This window comes from Pseudomonas sp. WS 5532 (assembly GCF_012985445.1).
In the GTDB taxonomy this organism is placed as follows: Bacteria; Pseudomonadota; Gammaproteobacteria; order Pseudomonadales; family Pseudomonadaceae; genus Aquipseudomonas; species Aquipseudomonas edaphica.
The window spans coordinates 24,562-46,057 of the sequence record NZ_JAAQWK010000006.1 but is presented as its reverse complement, the minus strand read 5'-3'; the positions used below and the strand labels follow the sequence as shown (position 1 = coordinate 46,057).

Here is a 21,496-nt window from a genome sequence, read left to right as displayed (position 1 = left end):
GCGTCTCAAGGGAGGTGCACGGTCTGATCTGGCTGAGCGGCCACCGCGAAGATGGCTGAGTTCGGCTCCAGTATTTTCAGGCGCCAAGCCCCTTGCTGCTCACCGCTATGCAGCAGCCGGACATCCGTGAGCGAGCGACTGTCATGAGGTGCGACCGCCAGAAAGCGCTCACCACCGCGGGACTCGACACTCAACACTGAAAACGGTGGCGAGAGCGGGGTGGGTTTGGGGCGAGCGGTCTTTTTCGGTTTGGCCGTGGAAGACGTCGATGGTGGTGTTGATGGCTGGGTTCTGAGGTCCAGGAGCTGTTGCTCGACTTGCTCAAGGCGTGCGCGCAGCGCTGTCAAGTCTGCCTGGGTGGCGCGGGCTGCGAGACCATCACGCAGTTCCTGTATCTCTTGCGCCCACTGATCCAACATCGGATCGAGGGTATTGGCCTGTTGCTCACCAGTATCGACCATCTGCTTCAGGTCTTTCAGCGCATACTGCAGCTCCTCCTGGGCGTCCTTGAGGGCGCTTGAATCATGTTGCAGGGTGTCCAGGGTTTGTAGATGTTGGGTGTTCGTGCTCTGCAGTTCGGCCACGCGTTGATACTGGTTATACAAACCACCGCTCAGGCCGGCGATCGCCAGGCACAGCAGCCCAATGATGAGGGTTTGAAACGTCGAGGCTCTCATGGACGTGCCTCCAACAGATGGGGCGAGACGGGTGTGATTGGCGTGACGCTAGCCCCCGTTTTTTGTTGTTCGAAGCAGACCGAACGGCCGACTTCATCGGTCTTGAGTTGCCAGGCGAGACCAGCCAGCACTTGCAGCGCGCGGCGCAAAGAGATCGGGCCGAGCCGGTAATGGGCTGCGGGCAGGGGCCGAGTAAACAGCACCCTCACGGACGCGGTAACGGGGCAGAGCGAATAGCCCGAACGCTGCAATACGTACTGCAATGCATCCTGCACCGAGGGGTTAAGGCTGGACGGGATGCTCACGTCAATGATTTGGGCAAGAAGATCGCGTTGTTCCGTGGTGGGCTCGGTGCTGACCAGCGTATAGCGGCCATAACGAAGTTCTGCCGGATGGCTTTCTTCGGCTTTGCCCCTCGAGTGCTGGGCCTGATTGGAGCCACTGCCGATTTCTGGTTGGGTCGGCAATGGGGTGGGGATTTGCGCGGTGCAGGCGCTCAACAAACCCAGCAGGCAGACATGCGTGAAAAAACGCTCCATGGATGAAACCTCATGTCAGATTCAGTGCAGAACCTGACATGAGGTGAAGGAGCGATTCAGTGAGAAAGTTGATTCGAGGCGGGTCGTGTTAAAGCCGAACACGTTGTTACTCATCGAAAGTGGCGAGCCCATCCAAGACGGTAGCGTCGGGGTCGAAGATCAACAATCGTACATCCGCCAATGCCGCCAAATACAGTACGTTGACCAAGGCTTCCGGTGTGCCTGCGTCGAGTTGTTCTTGTCTCAAGCTTGAATAACGTTTGCCCTCAATGTTCAGCACGTTTTCGTCCGTCCATGGTGTGCCGATCAGTTTGCAACCGATGCCGCAGCAATCCGGCAACGTGAAAAGCTCGAACAAGAGGCCAGTTTGTCTCGGCGCGGAGTGACTGACCCAACCTTCCAGATAGAACATCGCTTCTTCAGGAAGGTGGGCGGTACTGATTTCCCAGGCTCGACTGTAGTGTCCCGTTTCGAAGCGCAAGCGGTGGACCATGGCTTGGGCTTCTTCCAGGGAGTATAGGTCGCCGACGTGATGCCGCTCGTTGAACATTTGGCCAATCACGGCGTAGATCACTTGGCGCACCAGCCCGGTTGATTGGCAGCGTTCATCCAACTCATCCGGAATGGATTGGCCTTCGCTGATCAAGGCGAAATCGTCATTGAACAGGCAGGGGAACAGTTGCAGTTCATCGTCGGGCAGATGGGCCTGTGAGTCGTGCACGGGTCGAAAGCAGGGAGGACAGTCGTCTTCGTAGGTGATCAGTAGCAGTCGTTCGATATGAAGGTTGTCGTAGCCGCGAGCAAATGGGTTGGAGGCTGCCGGTAGGGTTGGGGCTTGGAGTGTGGGGTTCATGAGGGGGAGCTCTAGGATGAAAATGAACAAGGCGCCCGAAGGCGCCTGTGAGGGTTAAAGCCAGCCATATTCGGCAAGGGAGAGAGGACGGCCTTCGCCCACGATGAAGTGATCCAGCACGTGCACTTCGATCAAGGCCAAGGTCTCCTTCAACCGTGCGGTCAAGACGCGATCTGCCTGGCTGGGTTCCGTACACCCCGAAGGGTGGTTGTGCACAAAAATGGCCGCCGCAGCGTTATGCGCTAGGGAGCGCTTAACGACTTGGCGGGGATAAACGCTGGCGCCATCAATGCTGCCGTGAAACAGGACTTCGAATGCCAGCACCCGGTGTCTGGCATCGAGGAAGATCACACCAAAGACTTCATGCTCTTGTTGCACAAGATGCAGTTTCAGGTAGGAGGCCACAGCGTCAGGCGACGTCAGGTTAGGGCCGCGGGCGAACAGCCGACGATCTAGAATATGCAGTGCTTCGTCGATCACCTGGTTTTCTTGGACGATACGATCAGCCTCGAAATCCGAGGTCTCAATCAGTGTGAGTTGGGTGCTCATGGTGGTACCTCCGAAGGGAAGAATCAGGGGTACACGCCCGAGGGGAGTGGTGTCCCCTAGGTGGGTGTGGAGTTGCGGGCGTTAGCAGATGGCGCGCTGTTTACAGCCGCGTGAATCGGTGGCGTTGACCGTGTAGGTGTGAACCACAACCGTCGCAGGGCAATGGGGAAAATGCTTTTATTCCCCAGCCAGTTTCGGGATCGAAGTCGGCACTGATGGGCATTAACCGAACCAGTCCTCGATAGATGCCGGCGATGCGTTTCTCAATTTCATCCGTCGTGTAATAGAGCGATAACGTGCTGTAGTCCTCGTAAGCAGTAGCGAACAGGCAGTCGTCGCAAAGCCAGAAGGATTCCATGTTGGTTCTCCTGTGCGGATTGAAGAAAAGGCGCTCGACGGAGCGCCTTGCTGAGGAACATCGTGGACTGTTCAGGCGGACTGAACGGTACGGGTGGCATCACGGCGGGCCGTGCGGGGAGTGGGTGGAGATTCAGGTTCGACCCGAGCCTCTGTTGGGTTTTCGATCGCCTCCGCTTCGGCATCAGCCGACGTTGGGGATGGCTCACTGTTTGGCGCTTGCTCAGCTGGTGCTGTTGTTTCCTGCCTGGCGGGCGCTTTGTACTCGAACGTGCCGTTGACCTTGATCCAGTCAATGAACAGCAAGCGACCTTTCAGGCTGGCGCCCGGTTGACCTTGTTTATCGCCTTTCTCGTAGAGAAACGGATCGATCCACAGGTCGCCGATACGGAACGACAGCAAGACCTTTTTCTCAGCTTTGACGGCGTCCATATAGAGACGAATCAAGCGTTCAGCTTCACCCCCAGCGACTTTGCAGTCGAAACGGGTGTACTCCACCGCATCGGTGGCACCGTGCAGGGCTGCGATATCGCAAGCCATGAATGGCTGGCCGCGGCGGACTTGTACTTCACGAACACGGTTGAGATAACCGATACCGACGGTGTGCAGGTTGAAGTAAGTGGTCGCTTCTTGGTATTGGTTGGCGTGGGCCATGGTGGTTCTCCTGTTTCAAGGGAAAACGGCGACGCACAGCCCCTGACGGGGAAGTGAGCCCCCGTCAGGGTGGGTAAGGTGAAGGCGAGCGATGAACGACTCGCCACCGGCAAGCCGATGACGATCAGAACGATGCGTCTGGGAAATAGCGGTGCAGCAGAGGAGCGTCTGCGGTGGTGATCCGAAGGCATGGGGTAGTGGGCATTCATCACCGCTGAAGCGGTAACCGCGCGAGCTTCCGAACGCTAATCGCACTTGGGTAAACCACCACGAACGTGGCGTAGCCTTAAAGGTTCAAGCTACCTGGGCTGGGCTGTCAACGACAGCGAACCACGCCCTTTGTATAAGCCTGTCACAGGGAAGCGTCAAGACGCTACAACCCGATTTTTTACGCCTGGAATACGGTAGCAGTCACTGGAATGAAAAAATGAAGAGTAGGCCTGACGAGGCGCCAGGCGAGGAAGAGAAAAGCCACCTTTGACGGTCTTCGCAGTCACAAGCTCCTCGCAAAACTTGGTTTAACTGCGCCATTATTCGCCAACCGACCCTTATCGTGGCCTGGATCGGAACCTGCTGGCACGCATCCGCGCACAAAGGGTGCCCAGTGTTTCCCCGGTGGGCTCCGGGGCTGAATACGATCGCCGAAGCGGATGACCGCTATTGCCTGGTAGAGGCAATAGTGGTCGTCCGCCACCGTGATCAGGTCGAGCACAAAATGGGAATGAAATTCCGCAGAAGAGAAGGCTCCGAACTCAAGGAGTCCGACCGAGCTACCCGGAGCGAATCGGTCTTGGGTCGCCGTTGGCGAAGTTCCTGAGGCACTACAGCAGAGATGGTGGGATCACGTCAAGCCAGTGAGCGATCCCGCATAAGCCACTACATTGAGCACGATGAAAGAGGTTACTTACTGCCGAGATGAGCGGCCAATTGTTCGATGGTTGCCAGGATAAAGGCGCGGTCAATTTTTTTGCCTTGGCCCGTGAAATCGGATAACACTTTATCAACTTAGAGAGGGATCAGCCGCCGTTGATGATGCACTGATCTCCCCAATACTCATGTCGATCTCCAGTGAAGCGTCATGAGCGACGCGTATCTTTTCTGATTGGCACTGTTCCCTTACAGTCGGGGTAGTGGGAGCATGACCAGAACGGCCCTGATTTCCCCTTTCGCCTGCGCATTGAGGCGTTGCAAATGGGGCAGGTCGGGCCGGCTTCGACCGGTATCGCCAAGGTGAGTGCGCCAGAGTGTTCGACCAATTGTGCAATCCAGTTCGCCTGCTTGGCGACGAACGCATCCAGGGTCAGACGTCCCGCTTCGATTTCGTCCAGAGCCTGTTCCCAGATCGCGGTCATACCCGGATCCGCGACTGCAGCGGGTACCGCTTCGATCAGAGTATGGGCCGCTGCGGAGGCCATTAAGGCGCTTTTTTTCTTCAGCAAATAGCCGCGATCAATCAACCCCTTGATGATACCGGCTCGTGTGGCTTCGGTACCGATTCCGGTGGTGTCCCGAAGTTTCTGTTTCAGGCGTGGGTCGTTGACCAGCTTGGCTACGTTTTTCATCGCCTTGATCAGATCGCCTTCGGTGAGAGGTTTGGGAGCGGTAGTACGCAAGGACTTGAGTTCGACGTCGCTCACTGCGCACTGAGTACCCTGTTGCAGGACGGGCAATACTTGGTGCTTTTGACTGAGTTCATCCTCCTCGGTGTTTTCGTAGAGCAAGCCTTTCCAGCCCTGGATCAGGATCTGCTTGCCAACAGCAGTCAAACACTCTCCGCCGCATTCCAGTTCGATCTGAGTTCGATCAAACTCTTGATGCGGAAGAAATTGCGCTAGGTAGTGGCTACGAATCAGTTCGTAGACTTGGCGTTCTTGTTCGGACATCCGCGCCAGGTTCGCCGGCTCGGTGGTGGGGATGATGCCGTGGTGCGCGGTGACCTTGGCATCGTTCCACACGCGGGAGTGCAGTGATCGATCGAGTCTTCCGAATGTGGGCTGCAGCGCCGGATCCGTTTTGAGCAGGGCATCGAATACCGCGGGCACCTCATTGAACATACTCTCTGGCAAATAACGGCAATCGCTGCGTGGGTAGGTGGTGGCTTTGTGGGTTTCATACAGGGCTTGGGCGATGTTCAGGGTTTCCTGAACGCCGAGTCCCAGCTTGCGCGAGCAGACTTCTTGCAGTGTGCTCAGGTCGAAGGGCAGGGGCGGAGGTTCTCGGAAACGCTCAGTCTGCAGCGAGAGTACTGTGGCGGTCTTACCGCTAGAAATCTCTTGGGTCGCCTGAATGGCCAGCGCTTGTTGCAGGCAACGACCTGCCTCGTCCTGCCCTGAACTGGGTGGTAACCACGACGCGATGAATGGTTGCCCCATTGAGGACAGGTGCACCTCCACTTCCCAGTAGGGCTCCGAGACGAAACTGGCAATCGCACGATCCCGATCGACTACCAGACGTAAAGTGGGTGTCTGGACGCGTCCAACCGACAATACACCGTCGTAGCCCGCCCGCCGACCAAGAAGGGTAAACAAACGACTCAGGTTCATGCCGATCAGCCAGTCGGCGCGGCTGCGGGCGAGGGCCGAGTGATAGAGCGGGAAAGTCTCCTGACCGGACTTCAGCGAAGACAATGCTTTGCGAATCGAGGCCTCATTGAGTGCGGACAACCAGAGGCGCTGGACGGGGCCTCGATACTCGCAGAGCTCCAGCAGCTCGCGGGCAATCATTTCACCTTCGCGATCGGCGTCGGTCGCGATGACAACACTGGAGGCTTCACTCAGCAGGTGTTTGATGATTTTGAGCTGCGCGGAAGTCTTGGGTTTGACCTCAACTTGCCACTGCGTGGGAATGATCGGTAGTTGATCCAACGACCAGGATTTGTACTGAGCACCATAAGCTTCAGGTGGGGCCGTCTCCAGCAGATGGCCGATACACCAGGTGACGGTTGTCTCTGTGCCGATCAGGCAACCATCACCACGCCGAGTGGCCCCGAGTACCTTGGCGATGTCCCGACCCTGGGAAGGTTTTTCGCAGAGGAAGAGGCGCATAGAACTGCTCCGGATTGAGTTCGGAGCAGCGTTGTTGGAAACAGCAGTTGCGAGATATGAGAAACCTGAATTGCAGGTTCCTCATATTAGAAGGTGAGGGCAGGCTTGAATGGGCCGAGGCTGCTAACCCGTTGCGGTTGGACGGCAGTGTGGATCTTCACGAGCAGCGTGTAGAAACACGCCAGCAACTTCGCGCAAAGGCGCAATTTTTATGCCTGAAGTCTGTCAGTCCGCAGGCGGCTGCCCACTGCGCTTTCTGGGTTTCGACGCTGGTGAACTGGCCTGTTCTGTACTTTTCCCGACGTGTGTCGCAGATGCCGCGGGTTCACTGGATCGTTCCCGCATAACCACACAGTGCACCCGGTGAGGCAGAATGCCGACTCGACGGGCCTCAATCTTGAAGGTCACCCGCGCATTGTCTTTGCTGTCCTCCCACTCATCGCGTACGGTGCGGCCTTCGACCAGCACACGCATACCTTTCTGGTACAGGATGCTCCAGTGTTCAGCCTCGCGGTGCCAGAGCTCAACCGGCGCCCAATAGCCACCTCGATCTTCATAGCTGCCCTCGCGTGGCACGGGGTTGTCGAAGTACACATTCAGCCGTAGCAAACGCCGTGGCTCGTCATTGCCTGAGGCGAATTCCTGGAACTCTGGCGGACTGCCGATGTTGCCTTCGCCGACGAAAAAAGTACTCATCGTGATATCTCCACTGCGGTTGTGAACTGGCGCAGCAGCCGTTCGGCACTGTCCATTTTGATCGCGCAGGTCGTGGCCTGGCGGTAGAGCGAATGCACCACACTCATCTGTAGGTTCAGTGCGATGCGATTGCATTCGAAATAGCGCAATCCCTCGCGTACGACCTGCGGCAAGGCTTTGTTGCAGACCTGGCGTTCCCAGACCGCCACCCCCATACGGGTGAAGTCACGGGTGCGCCAACGCAAAAAGGTGCTGCCAGCGCTGGTGTTCTGCAGCACCAATCGGATATCCAGCAGTGAGTAAGGGGGCTGTCCGGCTTGCTGTACAACAGCCTCCATCAAGTCACATAACTGCGCCTCGATTTCCCTCGCCATCTGTGCCAGGTGCTCCAACTCCCCCTTACCCTTAAAGGGCTTTAAAAGGCCTTTTAGGGAGGCTGCGTGTTCGAGTTGCCGATAGGCCTCTTGTGTCAACGTTTCGAAGGGCATCTGTTGAGCCGAAGTCAGGGGATTCATACTTCGTCCTCCGTCTCATCCACTGTCGCAGACGACTCTCCCGCTTCCTGGGCCAGCGCGTCAGCGTCATCCACTGCCACAGCGCCGCGACGAATGATCGGTGGCGCGAACTGGGAGCGGCGATGACCCTCAAGGATGTCTATCGGGGGCAAGCCCAACTTCTCGATGGCCGCATTGGCACGGGCATTATTCGCCGCCATGTCATCGCGCGTGACGCCGGCATGCCGATAGCGCTGTGCCTGACCGAACAGGCTGCGCAGCAGATGGGCACCGTCGTCGATCCAGGCTTCCATGTCGACGCGGCCAATCAGGGCTGTGTGATGGGCCAATAGGGTACGACGCACCAGGGTGTCGTAGTCGGTCAGCAAGTAGACCGCCAGAAAACCCAGCTGGCTGCCGATGTACAACGGCAAGGTGACGGGGTGGATGTTGAGGTTGTCGCTCATGTCGATCTGTGTCGGCAGGTCCTGCCTGATCCGATCCAGCTGTTGGGTCAGTTCCAGCATCCCGGCTTTGGCCTGCATCAGTTTTTCTTCGAGTTGTACGATGGCCCAGTCGGCATAGGGGTCGTCCTGGGCCGCGGTTTGTTTGATCAGGTTGGTGACACTGATGTAGCCGGCCATACCCATGATCGAGTGGACGCCTTCGCGGGCGGCCCGACCTTGCCAGATACGGGCGGCATGATGAGTGTGCAGGGTCAGGGTGATGCTGCTGCGCAATGAACCCAGGTTTAGTTGATAGTGATCGGCCACGGTGTTGTCCTCGCATAAGCTTGGACGGGAACGTTGCGACAGACGAGGGTCAAGGACAGCCAAAAAGCTGAATGCGGTCTGTTCGGTTTGGTTTAAGAGGGCTAACTGTGGAGACGTCAGTGGATTTGATGCCAGTGGCATCAAATCCACTGACGTCTACGTTCATGGGAAGCATGTCTCTGCTTTTCCCTAAAAGTTTCATAGTTTGGTCCGACGTGTTCGTAGAGTGGAACTCCATGGATTTGATGCCACTGGCATCAAATCTACTGACGTCCACCGCGTTTGCCACGCAGTTGGCGCAGCTCATTCAGGCACGCTTGGGCGAGGGCGGATGCGGGTTCGCCCTGTTGTCGAGATGGCCGCGAGGGGGCGGGTGAGGGCGGTTCTGCAATGGGTGACGGTTCGACCTGACCTGCCCAAGGACGAAAGTCGCCTTTCAGTGCTCGCTGGACCAGGCCCATCAGATAGGCCGCTGGCTTGCGGATACCACCGGCCGCACAGCGTGCCCCCGCTTCGTTGAGCACCGCCTGACGATCCGCTGGTTTGAGCTTGTTCAGCGCCACGGCGACGGCCTGACGCTCGCTTGGACTCAGGTGCAGCGGATCGGGCCAGTGCAGGTTATCCACCGCTGGGGTCGCGCGCGGTACAGTACAAGTACTTTCTTTTAATACAGTACAGGCGGCGTTCGGATTCCGAACGGTGCCGGAAACGCTGGTGTTCAAGCCTGGTTCGGATTCCGAACGAAGGTCTGCACGATTCCGAACGCGGTGATCGCCACCCCGTTCGGAGTCGCGTAACGCGTCAGCGGTTGCCTGATCCAATCCTTGCTGTGTCCAATGTTCGCCCCAACTGTCGAGCCGCGTCGGTAACCGATCCCGATCGATATTCGTGTCCTGGCGGACCTCCTCCACTACGTGCTGGGCGACAATACGCACCGCCTTGGTGGCATGAGCGAGGGCATGTCCGACCAGCTCCAGGTAATCCTGATCCAGTTCCATGGCCTCTGCGGGGGTTAACGGCTCATCGTGTAGAACATACAGAGAACCTTGATGACGTCCGTTGATCTGATCGCGGGCGTGACTCACCAAGCTGAGCCAGCGGGTCAGTCTGAGCATCGTCAAGACGCGGGCGATGGTTTCACGGGAAGCTGATGCACCGTAGGGCACGCTCGACAGGTACGGCTGCAAATCTTCATAGCGCGGCGTGACCACGCCCTGGCCTTGCAACATGAGTCGAAACACTTGCCAGGCATTACGTTCCAATGGCGTCAGCCGATGATCCAACAGCAGGCGACGCGGCACGACTTCGTGTGATTGGCCACTGAACAGAAAGCCAGCCTGCAGAGCCTGGTTGGAGGATTGTTCAGTGGTCGGGCGAGTGGGCCAGCGTTCACTCAGCTGCTGGGTGCATTGCTGCAGGACACGCTGCCAGCGACTGGAAGGGGCAGTGTTCATGTTTCGTTGCTGTAATGGTCGATCTGTTGCCACACGATGGTCAAGCTGATCTGTTGTTCTTCGGCCAGCATCATCATGGCGTCGAGCTGATCCTCGGTACCGTCCTGAGCGCGTAGCTGGCACCATCGCTGCCAGAGCGCATGTTCCTGGGCTTCGCTCAAATGCTGAGGGCGGCCCTTACGGGTTTCTATCTTGAGCAGGCGTCGGCGCAGGGCGGTTTCCGAATGCGCCAAGCCGAAGCATTGGTACATGATGGTGCTGCTGGCGCCTAGCTTGAGCGCTCGGTTGATCAAGCGCTCGTTCTGCTCGTCGCGCTGGGCTTGTTCGATCAACCGATGCAGCACCGGCGAGTCAATCTTGACCTCAACCCAGGGTACAGTGGCATGGGCCAGGCGCGACAGCGTGGTGGGCGGTAAGGATTGCAACAGATAGATATCATCCTCACCCAGTCCGAGTGCCTTGCAGCGTTGCAGATTACCCAGGCGCAGTTCATGCAGCACCTGGGTCAGCATGGCCTGGTTGAGCACATTGAAGGACAGGCTCATAGCAGCTCCTTCGGTGAGTCGTCTTCAGGGGGAAGTGTTAAGTCGATCAGGCGACGGGCTAGGCGGATCAGGCGATACAGTTTGATTAACAGGCTGTCGGGCAGTCGCTCCAGTCCCACATCCACAGCGGGACGATCTGTCAGGGGGAGTTGATAGATGCCCAACAACAGTTGGCCGAACAGGGCTGAGGGCAGTTGCTTGCGATCCTCCCAGTTCACGTCGTCTTGAGCGCGCAACAGGGCCAGGAGCATTAGGTGAACGCCGGTCGCGCGAGGCGCGGCAAGATCAAGTCGCTCGATGTTCAGACTGAAACCCAAGCCAAGCTGCTGATCGATGATGCTCTCGGGATGTCCGGCATAGGTCGCCATTTCCCGCGCCAGTCCGGCAATGGCTAAACGCAGTTGTTCGGGGGTATTTAGTGCTGGTGCAATGGTCCAGATGTCGTCGGTCGAGCAGGCCTCGAAGGTCGGTGCTGTTTCGGTGGAAGTTTCGCGCTCGATCTGTTTGCGAATCTGTTGAACGCGTGACGTAGGACTGACTGCTAATACGGCAGTTGTTTCGGGCGGTGTGAACTGCTCCTCTCGCGCTGTTTCGGTCTGGGACTTGGTCTCAGTTGATTTGGGATGAGGATCGGAGGAGAGAGGTTCTGCCGCGGCGTCATCATCGCTCAGCAGATGGTAGTTTTCTCGAGGCGTGGTGACGACAACGTCAGGTGTCGGGATGACTCGTTGGGTATCGATCAGCTCCAGCGCCAACATGCGGCTGGACTGTCCGAGCAAGCGGCTCATGCGTTCGATCAGTTCATCCTGGATCTGCTCAAGATCGAAGGACTCGGGGTCTGCATCAAAGTAGCCCAGGGTGTCGAGCCAAAACTCGGCGAACGCAATGGCGGCGGTTGGATAACGGTTCCAGGTTCGTTGTGCCTGGCTCCGCAGACCGATCAGGCGTTCGATCTGGGGCTTACCCAATCCGGCATACAGAGTTTGCGGAATGGCGGGCAGTAAGTGTTCGAGGGTGTCGAACATTCGGCTGATGTGCGACTGAGAAATTGGGTAGCCTCCAGCGGCAAGACGTCGTGCCAGTTCACGTTGCGAGAGCACATCGCCATCTGCTTCGAGCATCGACTTGAGTTTGGCTACCGCCAAAGCCCGTTCGATGAAAGTGAGTTGGCCGTGCAGATCACTTTCAGCCAGATGGCCGAGCAGGGCGCTGATTTCATTGCTCCAAGGCCGGAATAGGCAGTGAATGCGAAAGAAGCGTTCGTCACGGGTTTCCTGCCACAGCTCGCCGAGAATCGCCAAGCGCGTATTGCCACCGTTGCGGATGATGAAATAGGTTTCTCCCGGCCGACGAGTAATCGGTGGCGGATGGTCCAGCCCGCGTTCACGGATCGAGGCCTTGATATCGTCGTAAAGCGGATTACGGATGAAACGCGGGTTGTGTTCGTAGGGTCGCAACTGCTCCAGGGTAACCAGCATAGGGGTGTCGATCACTGGATCGGACAGCCGCTCCAGTTCTGGACCCCGAGGGAAGTGGTCCTGGTGCAGCTTGTCGGTGATCTCCTCCTGACTGAGCTTCTTCATTTGAACAGCCTCAGTTAACGCCGGTTACGCAAATGGTCACCGACCTCAAACTTAACGATCTCGGCTGTTCCCGAACCTTCGAAATACCGAGACAGTTTCGCGAGAAACCAACCCATGGCCGAGCGCCCACGCTGCAGGCGAAAGACCACAGTGCAGTACTCTTCACTAGGTGGATGATCTTGCCGAATGGATGGCTGAACGATGATGGGAAACTGATCCAACATCCAAAGACTCCTCGCCAAACGCTGTTGGCCTCAAGGTTGAACAAACAAAATACCGTCTTCGGAATTCGCCTTATCGAACCTCTGCGTATCTACTCAACCTAGAAATCGCTTCGCGCCATTCCGGAAACAACTCAATAGCCAGCGCTTGCATGGTTTCCAATGCTGAGGACGAGCGTCGTTCACGTGACTGGCGAGTCTCGATACGGTGGGCTGGTAGACCAAGGGAGGCGGCATTGAGATAAGCCACTCGGTCTGGAACTACGGTGTCTAGAACTGAGATGTTGGTCACCTTAGCGAAGCTTTCACGCAGGCCATTGATGATCATCCGGCTGTCTACCCGATTGGCGTTCACTTGGTTAAGCAATAGCCGCAAGGGTGGCGGCGAAATGCCCAGGTGACTAAACGGTTCGAGCTCACTGAGCAGCTTCAAGGTACCGCGGCGCAGTTCGCGGGCCGCGAGCATTTCCGGAGTGATAGGGGAAAGGGCGAGATCGGAGGCTAATAGGGCCACCTCCAGCAGGACGCTGCGTGCACCCTGCGTGTCGATCAACAGCAGGTCATAATGGGGGCGCAATATACTTAACAGATTGCGCAGCCGCAGCCGTCCATCCGGGGCGTGTATTAACAGTGAGCCAAGTCGGCCTTGGTCATCGTTGGATAGGATCAGGTCAAGTCCTGTAATCACTGTCTTGGAAATGAACTGCGCAGGGGTTGTTAAGTTGAATGCGATGAACTCGTACGCACCCACATCAGCCTTCTGACTCAAGGCGTAATAGCTGGAGAGGGTGGGTTGGCTATCCAGATCGAGTAGCAGAACACGCAGACCCGCATCTGCCAATAGACCGCCAAGGTTGGCGGCTATTGTGGTTTTGCCTACCCCACCTTTGGTGGAGACCACCGAAATCACACGCATGGCATCAGGCCAGTTTATCTAAGCGTTCAACGACCCACTGCTCAATCTCCAGCGAGTCCCAGCCGACCGCACGCATGCCAATGCGTCTAGCCTGAGGAAATTTACCTTCCTTCATCAAGTTGTAGATGTGGGCACGCTTGAAACCGGTTTTACGCTCTACCTCGTCGCGCCGCATGATATGACGTTCGATTTGTTTTGGCGTCGCAGCAACGGTGGGGGAGGATTGATGGGACATGGTGGTCACTCCTAGAGCCAGATGGCGTTGGGTGGGAAGTGACCTGGATTCAATACCAAAAAACACTGCCGGTCATTGCAATGCAACGTCGGTGATTGCGGTGCAACCCTCATCTTTTGGCTTGGGCGAGACTACGTTTTGCGGCCGCAAATTTCTCATCCAACGATCGCTTGCTCAGCCCTGGTACTCCGTCGTAATACGCGGTTATGGAGTCGACGATGGAAGCCTGGCTATCGAATATAGAGTGCTTTCTTCCTGTTGAGGACGATCCCAGTATGGTATTTACCAGCGCTCCAATTACATTCAGGTAGCTCGCTTTGCTTTGGTTACTGACCTGCTCTTTGTTTTCGGCAAGCACGCGCAGATTCTCGCGCTCCAGCCCAGCTGCTTTGAGCTCATCGATCAGCGTTTGGAGGTGTTTCTCGGTTGCCTTTAACTGCACCTGTAAGGCGTCCCGATCTGCTTGTAATATCAAGTAGGTGCTGTAATGGATCGCAACCTGATCGGCGGCAACTGGGCTGAAAAGGAAGGTGGGGCGCTGATCTGGATGGTAGTGAAACATCCACCGCTTTAAATCCGAATGCCTGACAGTCAGTAATTTAATATCGACGGGAGTACCTGGTGCAACCGTAGTTCCCAGAGCTCCGTAAGGTAGTTCGTGGTTTCGAATGGCATCCAGAATTTTTTCTGTGTTGATGTGCAAGCATGGCCATTGTGGAAAACCGTGGATAATTTGCCCTGGGCTGTCCCATGTTGACTCCAGAATCTGAGCCTCATGAGCAATAAGATCGCACCAGCGTATTGCTGCTTCGATGGGACTATAGAACAGCTTTTCAATCGAGCGGAAGCTATTGAGATCGTACATAGAGGTAGCCCTGTTATCAAAGGGCAGACCCGCTAGGTAACGTCTAAAGATCCAGCATTTGATCTAGGCTTCCATGCGGTTGCTGTCCTATATTCCCTGATAAGTCACAATTTCTGTCGTCCTGATGCGTTTTTTCAGGCGGTATGTGAGGGGTGGCTATTCTAAGAATGCCGAGCCGTTCCCCTCACAGGACGGTTAGGACATCGCAAAACAAAACTAAGGATGGACACGATATCGCAACTATTTTTACCTCTCAGCTGTCTCTCCTGCTGGCTGGAGCCCTCATCAACTCCATCCACCGTCATAACTATTTTCGAGGCGCTGATGCAGGTGCCGGCCTTGTTCAACGTCCAATATTTCGGAGACCATCAGACCACACAGGAACCCTCGCATTTGATGATATGTGTTCACCGCTCCCGCATGATTGAGGGCCTTCCAGCGATATGCTTCGACCTGAGGTCGTAAAAGGGGCAGCTCTTCTCTATCGTCCACCAACTGGCACAAGTCATCAAAAAACTGGTTGGCGGCCGCGATGGCGGCGATGACTTGTAGGGACTCATACATAAATCGACCTCCTTCCCGTTGCTACCTGCCTGGAACGGAAAACTGACGATAATGCGGACCTCGCCATCTATGTAGCTTAGAGCGCAGCCGTGATCTGCAGCTGCGTATCACTATCACCACTATGCGTTTCTGACATCGCTTTATCTCCGTGCCCAAGGCCTTTTTTTTGGATGGTAGACGGGTATGCATCGTTAGGTCTCACATTCGTTTTAGAAGATACGCGCTTCCTGCTAACAACTGACTTAAACGAACCCGCTCGCTTGATGTACTGCCTAGCATGGCTAGTGAGTGGCCCGTAGACGGTACTGGCGTTCAATGGGGGTTAGGTGAAGATCCTTCTTCTGATAGGTGCTAGCTAGGTCATGAAATCTACGATCCAGCACTAAAGTTGCCGACAGGGCTTGGCAGCCCAGGCCTAAGGCGACAACTGCAGGAGAAAAACGCCATAGCCCCAAAGGAGAAAATGTCTATGGCGGACGGCCACTTGCCTAATAAATAGGATTACTCCTATTTATTAGGCAAGTGGCCGCTAAAACGGTTTTTTACTACTTGTGCCTCTAGCTTGTCATCTATTTATCAAGATTGTATGAAGAGTCTATCAATTTCTTATCAATGGCCGGATATTCAGAGACTTAGATGATGAGTGGTCGATCAATCTGTAGTGATATTCAAATGCGACCCTTTGGCAGATAAGACTTGGACTACTGATCGCTGGCCGTTATGTCTGCACTTAGTTGCTTGACACGGACTGGGACCTTAAGCATGTACCCCAGTCTCATTAGGCGAAATCTATATTCGAATAGCGTGGAGGCTATCCACAGCTCTCTGAGCCTGAGAGCTGTTGCTCCAGCGCAGCCATTCGCCATGCCGCCGCAACAGTTATTAGTACGGCTGCTTCGGTCTATTTTTGATATATCATTATGAATCAATTGGTTGGAGTGTTTTTTGGCGAGAACAGTATTTTTTTTATAAAAATTGACGTCTTAACGAAAAATTCACAATAACTCGACCGTTTATTAATGGGCTCGGCCTAATTTGAGAGGCCATGATAATAAAAAAGGTGCTGTGATGGCCCAAACGTCCACGTTCGAGCGCTCGCTTATCCTCAGCAAGCTTGAATTGTATGCCGAGCGGCTTGCTGAGCTAGCGTTCAATCTTAAACGCTCAGGCCATCCCCATGATGCCGTGAAGCTTATGGTCGAGGTGGAGCAGTTGATCAACGTAATAGATCGCCTAAAGGCAATAGATATTGATTAATCTGTGATTAGCGCCCGGTTTTGAGCTCATCGTTCTGAGCAAGGTGAACATCCTAGGTCTCGCTGGATAGGCCTTTTTGTCGCAGAGGCCCGCCATCAGGTCGGAGATAGACAAGTCAACGTGCATCGGATCCGAATGCAGCGGGTAATCCACACTCAGTATCTCGACTCCGCGAATTGATCGGCATCGGCCTGATCCAGCCCTGGAGCGATGTGGGGAGTTGTAGGACACACTGTAGCTGTTTAAGCTCTACACTTACTTGGTCAGGCTTCGGGCCTTAGCAGGGCGTACCAGCGTGAGTCACTCTAACCCGCGTTCGCAGGAACTGTGCGCAGAATGCTTTAGCAAGGCACTAAATATACGGCGGCCCTATTATTCAAAGAACACATGCGCTGTTGTTGGTCTTCCGGTTGCGAAGTGGCTGTAGCTGGCGGGTGTAAGGCTTCCTCTGCTTGAAGTCTATTCTGCTGTAGCTGAGTGGCCGCAAGCTTTTGTCTCAGCGGTTGTAGGGCTCTAGGACTGTTAGGCGAAATCTTCTCCAATTCGGCATCAGTTTCCAAAACAGATGGCCGAAAAATCCCCATGGTGACCAATTGCCGATCCTGCTCAAGCGTGCTCATGGGTTTGCGAGCGAGAGTGTCAGAGTTGTTACGGCGCATCCGCCCTAAATGCCCACGGCAGACAAAACCATCACGAATTTTCTTGTGGTGCTCATGTGATTTCTCCCTTCACAGTCTTTGCCCAATGGAACGCAACGCTACGACAGAGGGGAAAGCTCGTCTAGCGCCGCTCATGCAGTTCAATCTGCGCTGAAGTGGCGTGAAGAGCGTCCGATCGGTTGCAATAGCGCCGGCGTTTCGTCGGAGCATTACTTCCAATGGTAATCATCCGTACTCTCGCTCAAGGCTGGGCCCGTCGGCGAGACATCGGTCACATCGAAAAATGGTTGCGACCGACGCCCGGTATCGCCCAGCGCCGGGAAGGCGTCCTCAGTCGGACGCTTCCATGTCTAAACGTGCTGTTCTTTCTCCTTGTTGGTGATCCGCTCCCCGATGGCGCCCGCGAAAAGCAGGTCATACAACACTGGGATCAACCCTAATGTAACTAAGGTGCCGAGTGCCAAACCACCAATTAGCGTGATCGCCATGCCTGTCCACAAAGGGCCGGCAAACATCATCAACGGGATCAGTCCGACAATGCAGGTCAGTTTGGTCATCAAGATAGGCCTTAGCCGTTCTACTGCTGCCGTCAGGACAGCATCGTGACGGGATTGGCCTTCGGCGACACCCACCTCGATTCGCTCAAGCAGCAGCACCGCGTTATTCACAATGATCCCTGCCAAGGACAGCAATCCAAATGTGGCCATAAATCCAAACGGATAGCCGGTCACCACCAATGCCAGCGCGGCGCCAATCAGTACAAATGGGATACTGGCAACGATGATCAGCAGTTTTCGGAACGAGTTGAATTGCCAGACGAACAGTAACAACATCGACAATACGGCAACTGGCATATATTGCACTAACGACTCATTGGCCTCAGCGGACTCCTCCATCTCCCCGCCGATTTCCATATGATACCCAGGTGGAAGTTTAAACTCTGCCACCTTAGGTGCAATCTGCGCGACTAGGGTCGCCGCCGTCAGTTCGGGATTACGGCCTGAGATGGTAATGGTCCGGTTTAAGTTCCGACGCTGAATCGCAGAGGGCTCCGAACTGAGTGTCACCTGCGCTACAGCCGCCAGCGGAACCGGCGAGCCGTTCGCTTGCGGGTAGATCAATGTGCTACCCACGTCTTCAGCTTGGTCACGCTCAGTCATCGACCCACGCAGCATGATAGGCACTGTCGTGTCATCGTCATGGATCTGAGACACCTGTGCGCCTGAGTATCGAGTCTGTAACGCTTGAGCGACATCGGCGCTAGTCACGCCAGCGCGTCGGGCGCGCACCTGGTCAACCACCACTTCGTAACGTGAGATTCGAGCATCCCAATCGTCCTGCACGTTGACCGTGCCTGGCAGACCATGCAAAGCCTTAGCTATATGGTCGGCCGCTGCACGTAATACGGTCTCGTCCGGTCCGCTGATACGATAGACCGCTTTTCCAGACTCGGTGGTGCCCAGCGAAAATCGTTTTGGCTCAGCACGCACTTGCGGGTACGCCTCAAGCATATGGTTGCGCACACGAGCGATCACCGCATCCATGTCGCTGCCTTGGCGCACACTGATGGTGAAGTAGCCGGCGTTCGTCGCAGGCAGCGGTGGATTTAATCCCAGTACGATGCGTGGGCCACCGTCTGAGACGTAGCCGATGCTGTCGACAATTTCTGGATTTTCCTGGTCATTCGCTAGCCAGTTGCTGATGTCCTTGACGGTCTGCAGTGTCTGACGAGAATCGGTACCCGGTTCTAGCGTCAATGGCATCTGAAATTGCAGCCGATCTGATTCAGGCAAAAAACTGTAGGGGAGGGACGCGAGTACCGCAACGGCTCCAGTCAGCATAACCAGCATCACGGCAATGAACATCAGTTTATGGAGCATAAGCGCTTGGATAACGCGTCGATAGCCCCGATACAGTTTTGAATCGTAGGCTGCCTGATTATTGTCTGCTGGGGCGTGAGCTTTGGCAAAGTAAAGGCATAACAAGGGTGTCACCGTCAGGCTCAATACCCACGACCCCAGCAGCGTTACAGCGAGCACTATCGGAAGTGATCTCAAGTACTCATTTGTGCTGGTCTGCCCTAGGAAAAAAGGTGAAAACGCCAACACAATAACCAAAGATGAAGTCAATAGGGGAATCGCTAGCGTACGCCCTGCCTCTATGCAAGCAGAGCGACGTTCCTCTCCGGCCTGAAGACGTCGTTCGATGTCTTCGGCAATCACAATGCCATTATCCACCAGAAGTCCCAGGGCGATGATGATCGCTGCGATGGACACCGTTTGCAGTTCGACCTTCAGCGCGCTCATGACAATTAATGACCCGAGAATGGTTAGCGGCACGATTGCCCCCACCACAAGCCCGGTGCGCCAGCCCAGAAACAACATCACCACAGCCATCACGATAATGACCGTCTCGGCCATCACGCTATTCATCTTGCCCATTTCACGCTGAACCACGTCGGCCTGGAAGGTCACGACGTGTTGGGAAAAACCGGCCGGTAGTTGTTTGGCGATTTCGTTCAATCGTTGGCGTAATTGGAGGCCGAAAGCTGCGATGTTCTGGCCGGATGCCATCGAAACGGCAAGTACGACGGCCGGTTGCCCCTCATAAATTGCCGCCGTTTCCGGCGGATCGGCTGGCATCAAACGAACGTCTGCCAATTCACCCAACGCCACAACTGTTGTGTCATTGCCCCTCGGTGCGGAGATCAGAAAGCGACGCAGGTCGTCCTGAGTTCGCATCTCACCGGTAGTCATCACGGTGAAAGCTGATCCGGAAACAGAGGGCAGTCCTCCAGGCGTCACAACGTTTTGAGTACGCAGTTGCTCCAGTACAGCATTGGGACTCAGCCCGAGGCCAGCCAGGCGCTGGCGGTCAAATTCCAGGTAGATGCGTTCTTCTTGCAAGCCGTATATAGAGACACGTTCAACGCCTGGCAATGCGTAGAGCTGCTCACGAGTATTTTTAAGTTGCTCGCGTATTTCGCTCATGCTGAAGCCGGGCGCGGTAACTGCGACGGACGCCACGGCCACGCGGCCGAAATCATCATCAACAAACGGCCCCAGGCTGCCCTGCGGGTACCCTGCAGCTGCCTCGTTCGCCTTAGCGCGTACACGCTGCCATAGCGCACTAAGGTCTTTGACCTGGTCGTAGGCAGTGATCTGAATCATCGCGCTTCCGGGGCGCACGGTTGTGATGATCTTTTTGATGCCCGCCAGTTCACGTAACTTTTCTTCGGTCGGTCTGGCGAGCAAATTTTCTATGCGCTCTGCCGGCATACCCGGAAAATAAATTGCAACGAGCGCGTCACGAATGGTGATCGTTGGCTCTTCTTGGGAGGGAAACCGCAGAAACGTCAATACCCCGCCTATCAAAATTAGCAGTGCGGTAAATAAGGTCAGCCGGCTCGCGCCGAGTGCGCTTCGAGTCAGGTTCATAAGGCTTTGTCTCGGCCAATGTGTGTGGCGGGTTGATACAGACGTACCGCCTGACCATCAACCAGGAATGCAGCGCCTGCGACCACGACGGTTTCGCCGACGGCAATGCCGTCATGTACGAGTATTCGACCGTTTTCCACCGTTTCGGGGGTGATCTCGCGACGGCTGACCTTGCCAGTGCCTGCGTCGTACACAAAGACACTTGCTTGTTTGCTATTTGTTTGCGGGATAAGTGCTGTCACCGGCACAGAAGGCGCACGCGCTTGCGTTATTGGCAACGTAATTAGCACCGTCTCGCCGCTGCGCAGTTCGCTGCTTGGTTCGACTGGACGGAATATGGCTTGAACCAGCGCGCCATTCTCCAGGCGGCTGGACAGGCTTTCCAATCGGATGGAGATGGCGTGCGCAGGGTTTGCGTTTGTATAGGCCGATGCGACATCTCCTGGCTTGAGTGTAGTGACCAACGCCGCAGGAAGCATGCCGACGACTTCAGCCTTCTCGGCGCCCTCAATCTGAAGCACGCTTTGTCCTGCTGTCACATCTACGAAAGGTTGAACTGAACGAGCGACGATGCGTCCATTAAATGGCGACACAATGGCGCTGGTGCGCACGGCTCGACTGGCCAGCGCTTCTGTAGCCTTTGCGCTGTCCAACTGCTCTTTGGCACTCAGGTAGGCTGCGCGAGCAGCGGCGAGGGTCGCGGGTGAGATCACCCGATCATCAAACAATGCTTGTTGCTGGCGGAAATTCAGCTCTCGTTCGGCTTTTTGCGCGTTGGCGGCGCTCACGTCCGCACGCGCCTGTTGTAGTTTGAGTTGTGCAGGCTCTGGATCAAGCCGTGCAAGTGTTTGTCCGCGCCGAACCGTATCGCCGACATCCACGGCAATGGAGGCTATACGGCCTGAACCTTCAAAGCTCAGATCAGCGCGTTGTTCAATCCGAATCCTGCCCGTGATAGGAAGGCGATTGCCCTGGCTATCACGTACGGTTTCAACCTTCACCGAACGGGGTGGGGTTTGTGGGGGCGGCGTTGAACTGCCGCATCCCGCAATTAGACTTAACATCATTAGTAACGGTACAAAAGGCGCGCGAGGGGCATGGATCACGACATGTATTCCCGATGT

General features: G+C 55.7%; 21 protein-coding genes. 1 reads left to right on the top strand and 20 read right to left on the bottom strand.

What is annotated here, in order from left to right; translation table 11 throughout:
* Positions 1–5 precede the first annotated feature (5 nt).
* From HBO23_RS12375 to HBO23_RS12295, 18 genes are all read right to left on the bottom strand, one after another.
* The gene (locus tag HBO23_RS12375; RefSeq protein ID WP_153332655.1) at positions 6–677 is read right to left on the bottom strand and encodes a chemotaxis protein; all 672 of its coding nucleotides are present in this window, start codon (positions 675–677) and stop codon (positions 6–8) included.
* On the bottom strand, positions 674–1,216 hold the full coding sequence (locus HBO23_RS12370; RefSeq protein ID WP_153332653.1) for a PilL N-terminal domain-containing protein: 543 nt from the start codon (positions 1,214–1,216) through the stop codon (positions 674–676). Before HBO23_RS12370 ends, HBO23_RS12375 begins: the two co-directional genes overlap by 4 nt.
* Positions 1,217–1,322: 106 nt before the next feature.
* Positions 1,323–2,069 (bottom strand): ABC transporter substrate-binding protein, encoded by a 747-nt coding sequence (locus tag HBO23_RS12365; protein WP_153332651.1) that lies wholly within the window; start codon positions 2,067–2,069, stop codon positions 1,323–1,325.
* 54 nt (positions 2,070–2,123) lie between these two features.
* Positions 2,124–2,618, bottom strand: a complete 495-nt coding sequence (gene radC, locus HBO23_RS12360) for a DNA repair protein RadC (protein ID WP_153332649.1) — start codon at positions 2,616–2,618, stop codon at positions 2,124–2,126.
* Positions 2,619–2,718: 100 nt separating this feature from the next.
* Entirely contained in the window at positions 2,719–2,976 is a 258-nt protein-coding gene (locus HBO23_RS12355; RefSeq protein WP_153332647.1) for a hypothetical protein, read from the bottom strand.
* A 71-nt stretch (positions 2,977–3,047) separates the two neighbouring features.
* On the bottom strand, positions 3,048–3,629 hold the full coding sequence (locus tag HBO23_RS12350) for an STY4534 family ICE replication protein (protein ID WP_153332645.1): 582 nt from the start codon (positions 3,627–3,629) through the stop codon (positions 3,048–3,050).
* 1,076 nt (positions 3,630–4,705) lie between these two features.
* The gene (locus tag HBO23_RS12345) at positions 4,706–6,673 is read right to left on the bottom strand and encodes a DNA topoisomerase III (protein WP_153332643.1); all 1,968 of its coding nucleotides are present in this window, start codon (positions 6,671–6,673) and stop codon (positions 4,706–4,708) included.
* Positions 6,674–6,898: 225 nt separating this feature from the next.
* Positions 6,899–7,369: a single-stranded DNA-binding protein gene (locus HBO23_RS12340; protein WP_153332641.1), complete on the bottom strand. Its 471-nt coding sequence runs from the start codon at positions 7,367–7,369 to the stop codon at positions 6,899–6,901.
* The gene (locus tag HBO23_RS12335; RefSeq protein WP_153332639.1) at positions 7,366–7,884 is read right to left on the bottom strand and encodes a DUF3158 family protein; all 519 of its coding nucleotides are present in this window, start codon (positions 7,882–7,884) and stop codon (positions 7,366–7,368) included. The genes HBO23_RS12340 and HBO23_RS12335 overlap by 4 nt, the downstream gene beginning before the upstream one ends.
* A complete protein-coding gene (locus HBO23_RS12330; RefSeq protein ID WP_170038227.1) occupies positions 7,881–8,636 on the bottom strand; it encodes a PFL_4669 family integrating conjugative element protein in 756 nt (251 codons plus the stop codon). Before HBO23_RS12330 ends, HBO23_RS12335 begins: the two co-directional genes overlap by 4 nt.
* Before the next feature lie 263 nt (positions 8,637–8,899).
* Entirely contained in the window at positions 8,900–10,090 is a 1,191-nt protein-coding gene (locus HBO23_RS12325; protein WP_153332637.1) for an STY4528 family pathogenicity island replication protein, read from the bottom strand.
* Entirely contained in the window at positions 10,087–10,635 is a 549-nt protein-coding gene (locus HBO23_RS12320; protein ID WP_153332635.1) for a DUF2857 domain-containing protein, read from the bottom strand. The genes HBO23_RS12325 and HBO23_RS12320 overlap by 4 nt, the downstream gene beginning before the upstream one ends.
* Positions 10,632–12,218, bottom strand: coding sequence for a ParB family protein (locus HBO23_RS12315; RefSeq protein WP_153332632.1), 1,587 nt, complete (start codon positions 12,216–12,218; stop codon positions 10,632–10,634). The genes HBO23_RS12320 and HBO23_RS12315 overlap by 4 nt, the downstream gene beginning before the upstream one ends.
* Before the next feature lie 14 nt (positions 12,219–12,232).
* Positions 12,233–12,442 (bottom strand): hypothetical protein, encoded by a 210-nt coding sequence (locus HBO23_RS34110; protein WP_096143078.1) that lies wholly within the window; start codon positions 12,440–12,442, stop codon positions 12,233–12,235.
* Positions 12,443–12,512: 70 nt separating this feature from the next.
* Positions 12,513–13,355, bottom strand: a complete 843-nt coding sequence (locus HBO23_RS12310) for a ParA family protein (RefSeq protein WP_096143079.1) — start codon at positions 13,353–13,355, stop codon at positions 12,513–12,515.
* A gap of 4 nt (positions 13,356–13,359) precedes the next feature.
* Positions 13,360–13,590 (bottom strand): AlpA family transcriptional regulator, encoded by a 231-nt coding sequence (locus HBO23_RS12305; protein ID WP_070411909.1) that lies wholly within the window; start codon positions 13,588–13,590, stop codon positions 13,360–13,362.
* A gap of 109 nt (positions 13,591–13,699) precedes the next feature.
* Entirely contained in the window at positions 13,700–14,455 is a 756-nt protein-coding gene (locus HBO23_RS12300) for a hypothetical protein (RefSeq protein WP_169990187.1), read from the bottom strand.
* A 285-nt stretch (positions 14,456–14,740) separates the two neighbouring features.
* Positions 14,741–15,019: a hypothetical protein gene (locus HBO23_RS12295; protein ID WP_096143080.1), complete on the bottom strand. Its 279-nt coding sequence runs from the start codon at positions 15,017–15,019 to the stop codon at positions 14,741–14,743.
* Positions 15,020–16,087: 1,068 nt separating this feature from the next.
* Here HBO23_RS12295 and HBO23_RS12290 point away from each other — a divergent pair.
* Positions 16,088–16,276 (top strand): hypothetical protein, encoded by a 189-nt coding sequence (locus HBO23_RS12290; protein ID WP_096143081.1) that lies wholly within the window; start codon positions 16,088–16,090, stop codon positions 16,274–16,276.
* A 1,009-nt stretch (positions 16,277–17,285) separates the two neighbouring features.
* On the opposite strand, the gene HBO23_RS12285 is transcribed toward HBO23_RS12290, so the two are convergent.
* A complete protein-coding gene (locus HBO23_RS12285; RefSeq protein ID WP_096143082.1) occupies positions 17,286–20,372 on the bottom strand; it encodes an efflux RND transporter permease subunit in 3,087 nt (1,028 codons plus the stop codon).
* Positions 20,369–21,478 carry an efflux RND transporter periplasmic adaptor subunit gene (locus tag HBO23_RS12280; RefSeq protein WP_143129371.1) on the bottom strand — a complete coding sequence of 370 codons (1,110 nt, stop codon included), beginning with the start codon at positions 21,476–21,478 and terminating at the stop codon, positions 20,369–20,371. The genes HBO23_RS12285 and HBO23_RS12280 overlap by 4 nt, the downstream gene beginning before the upstream one ends.
* Positions 21,479–21,496 lie beyond the last annotated feature (18 nt).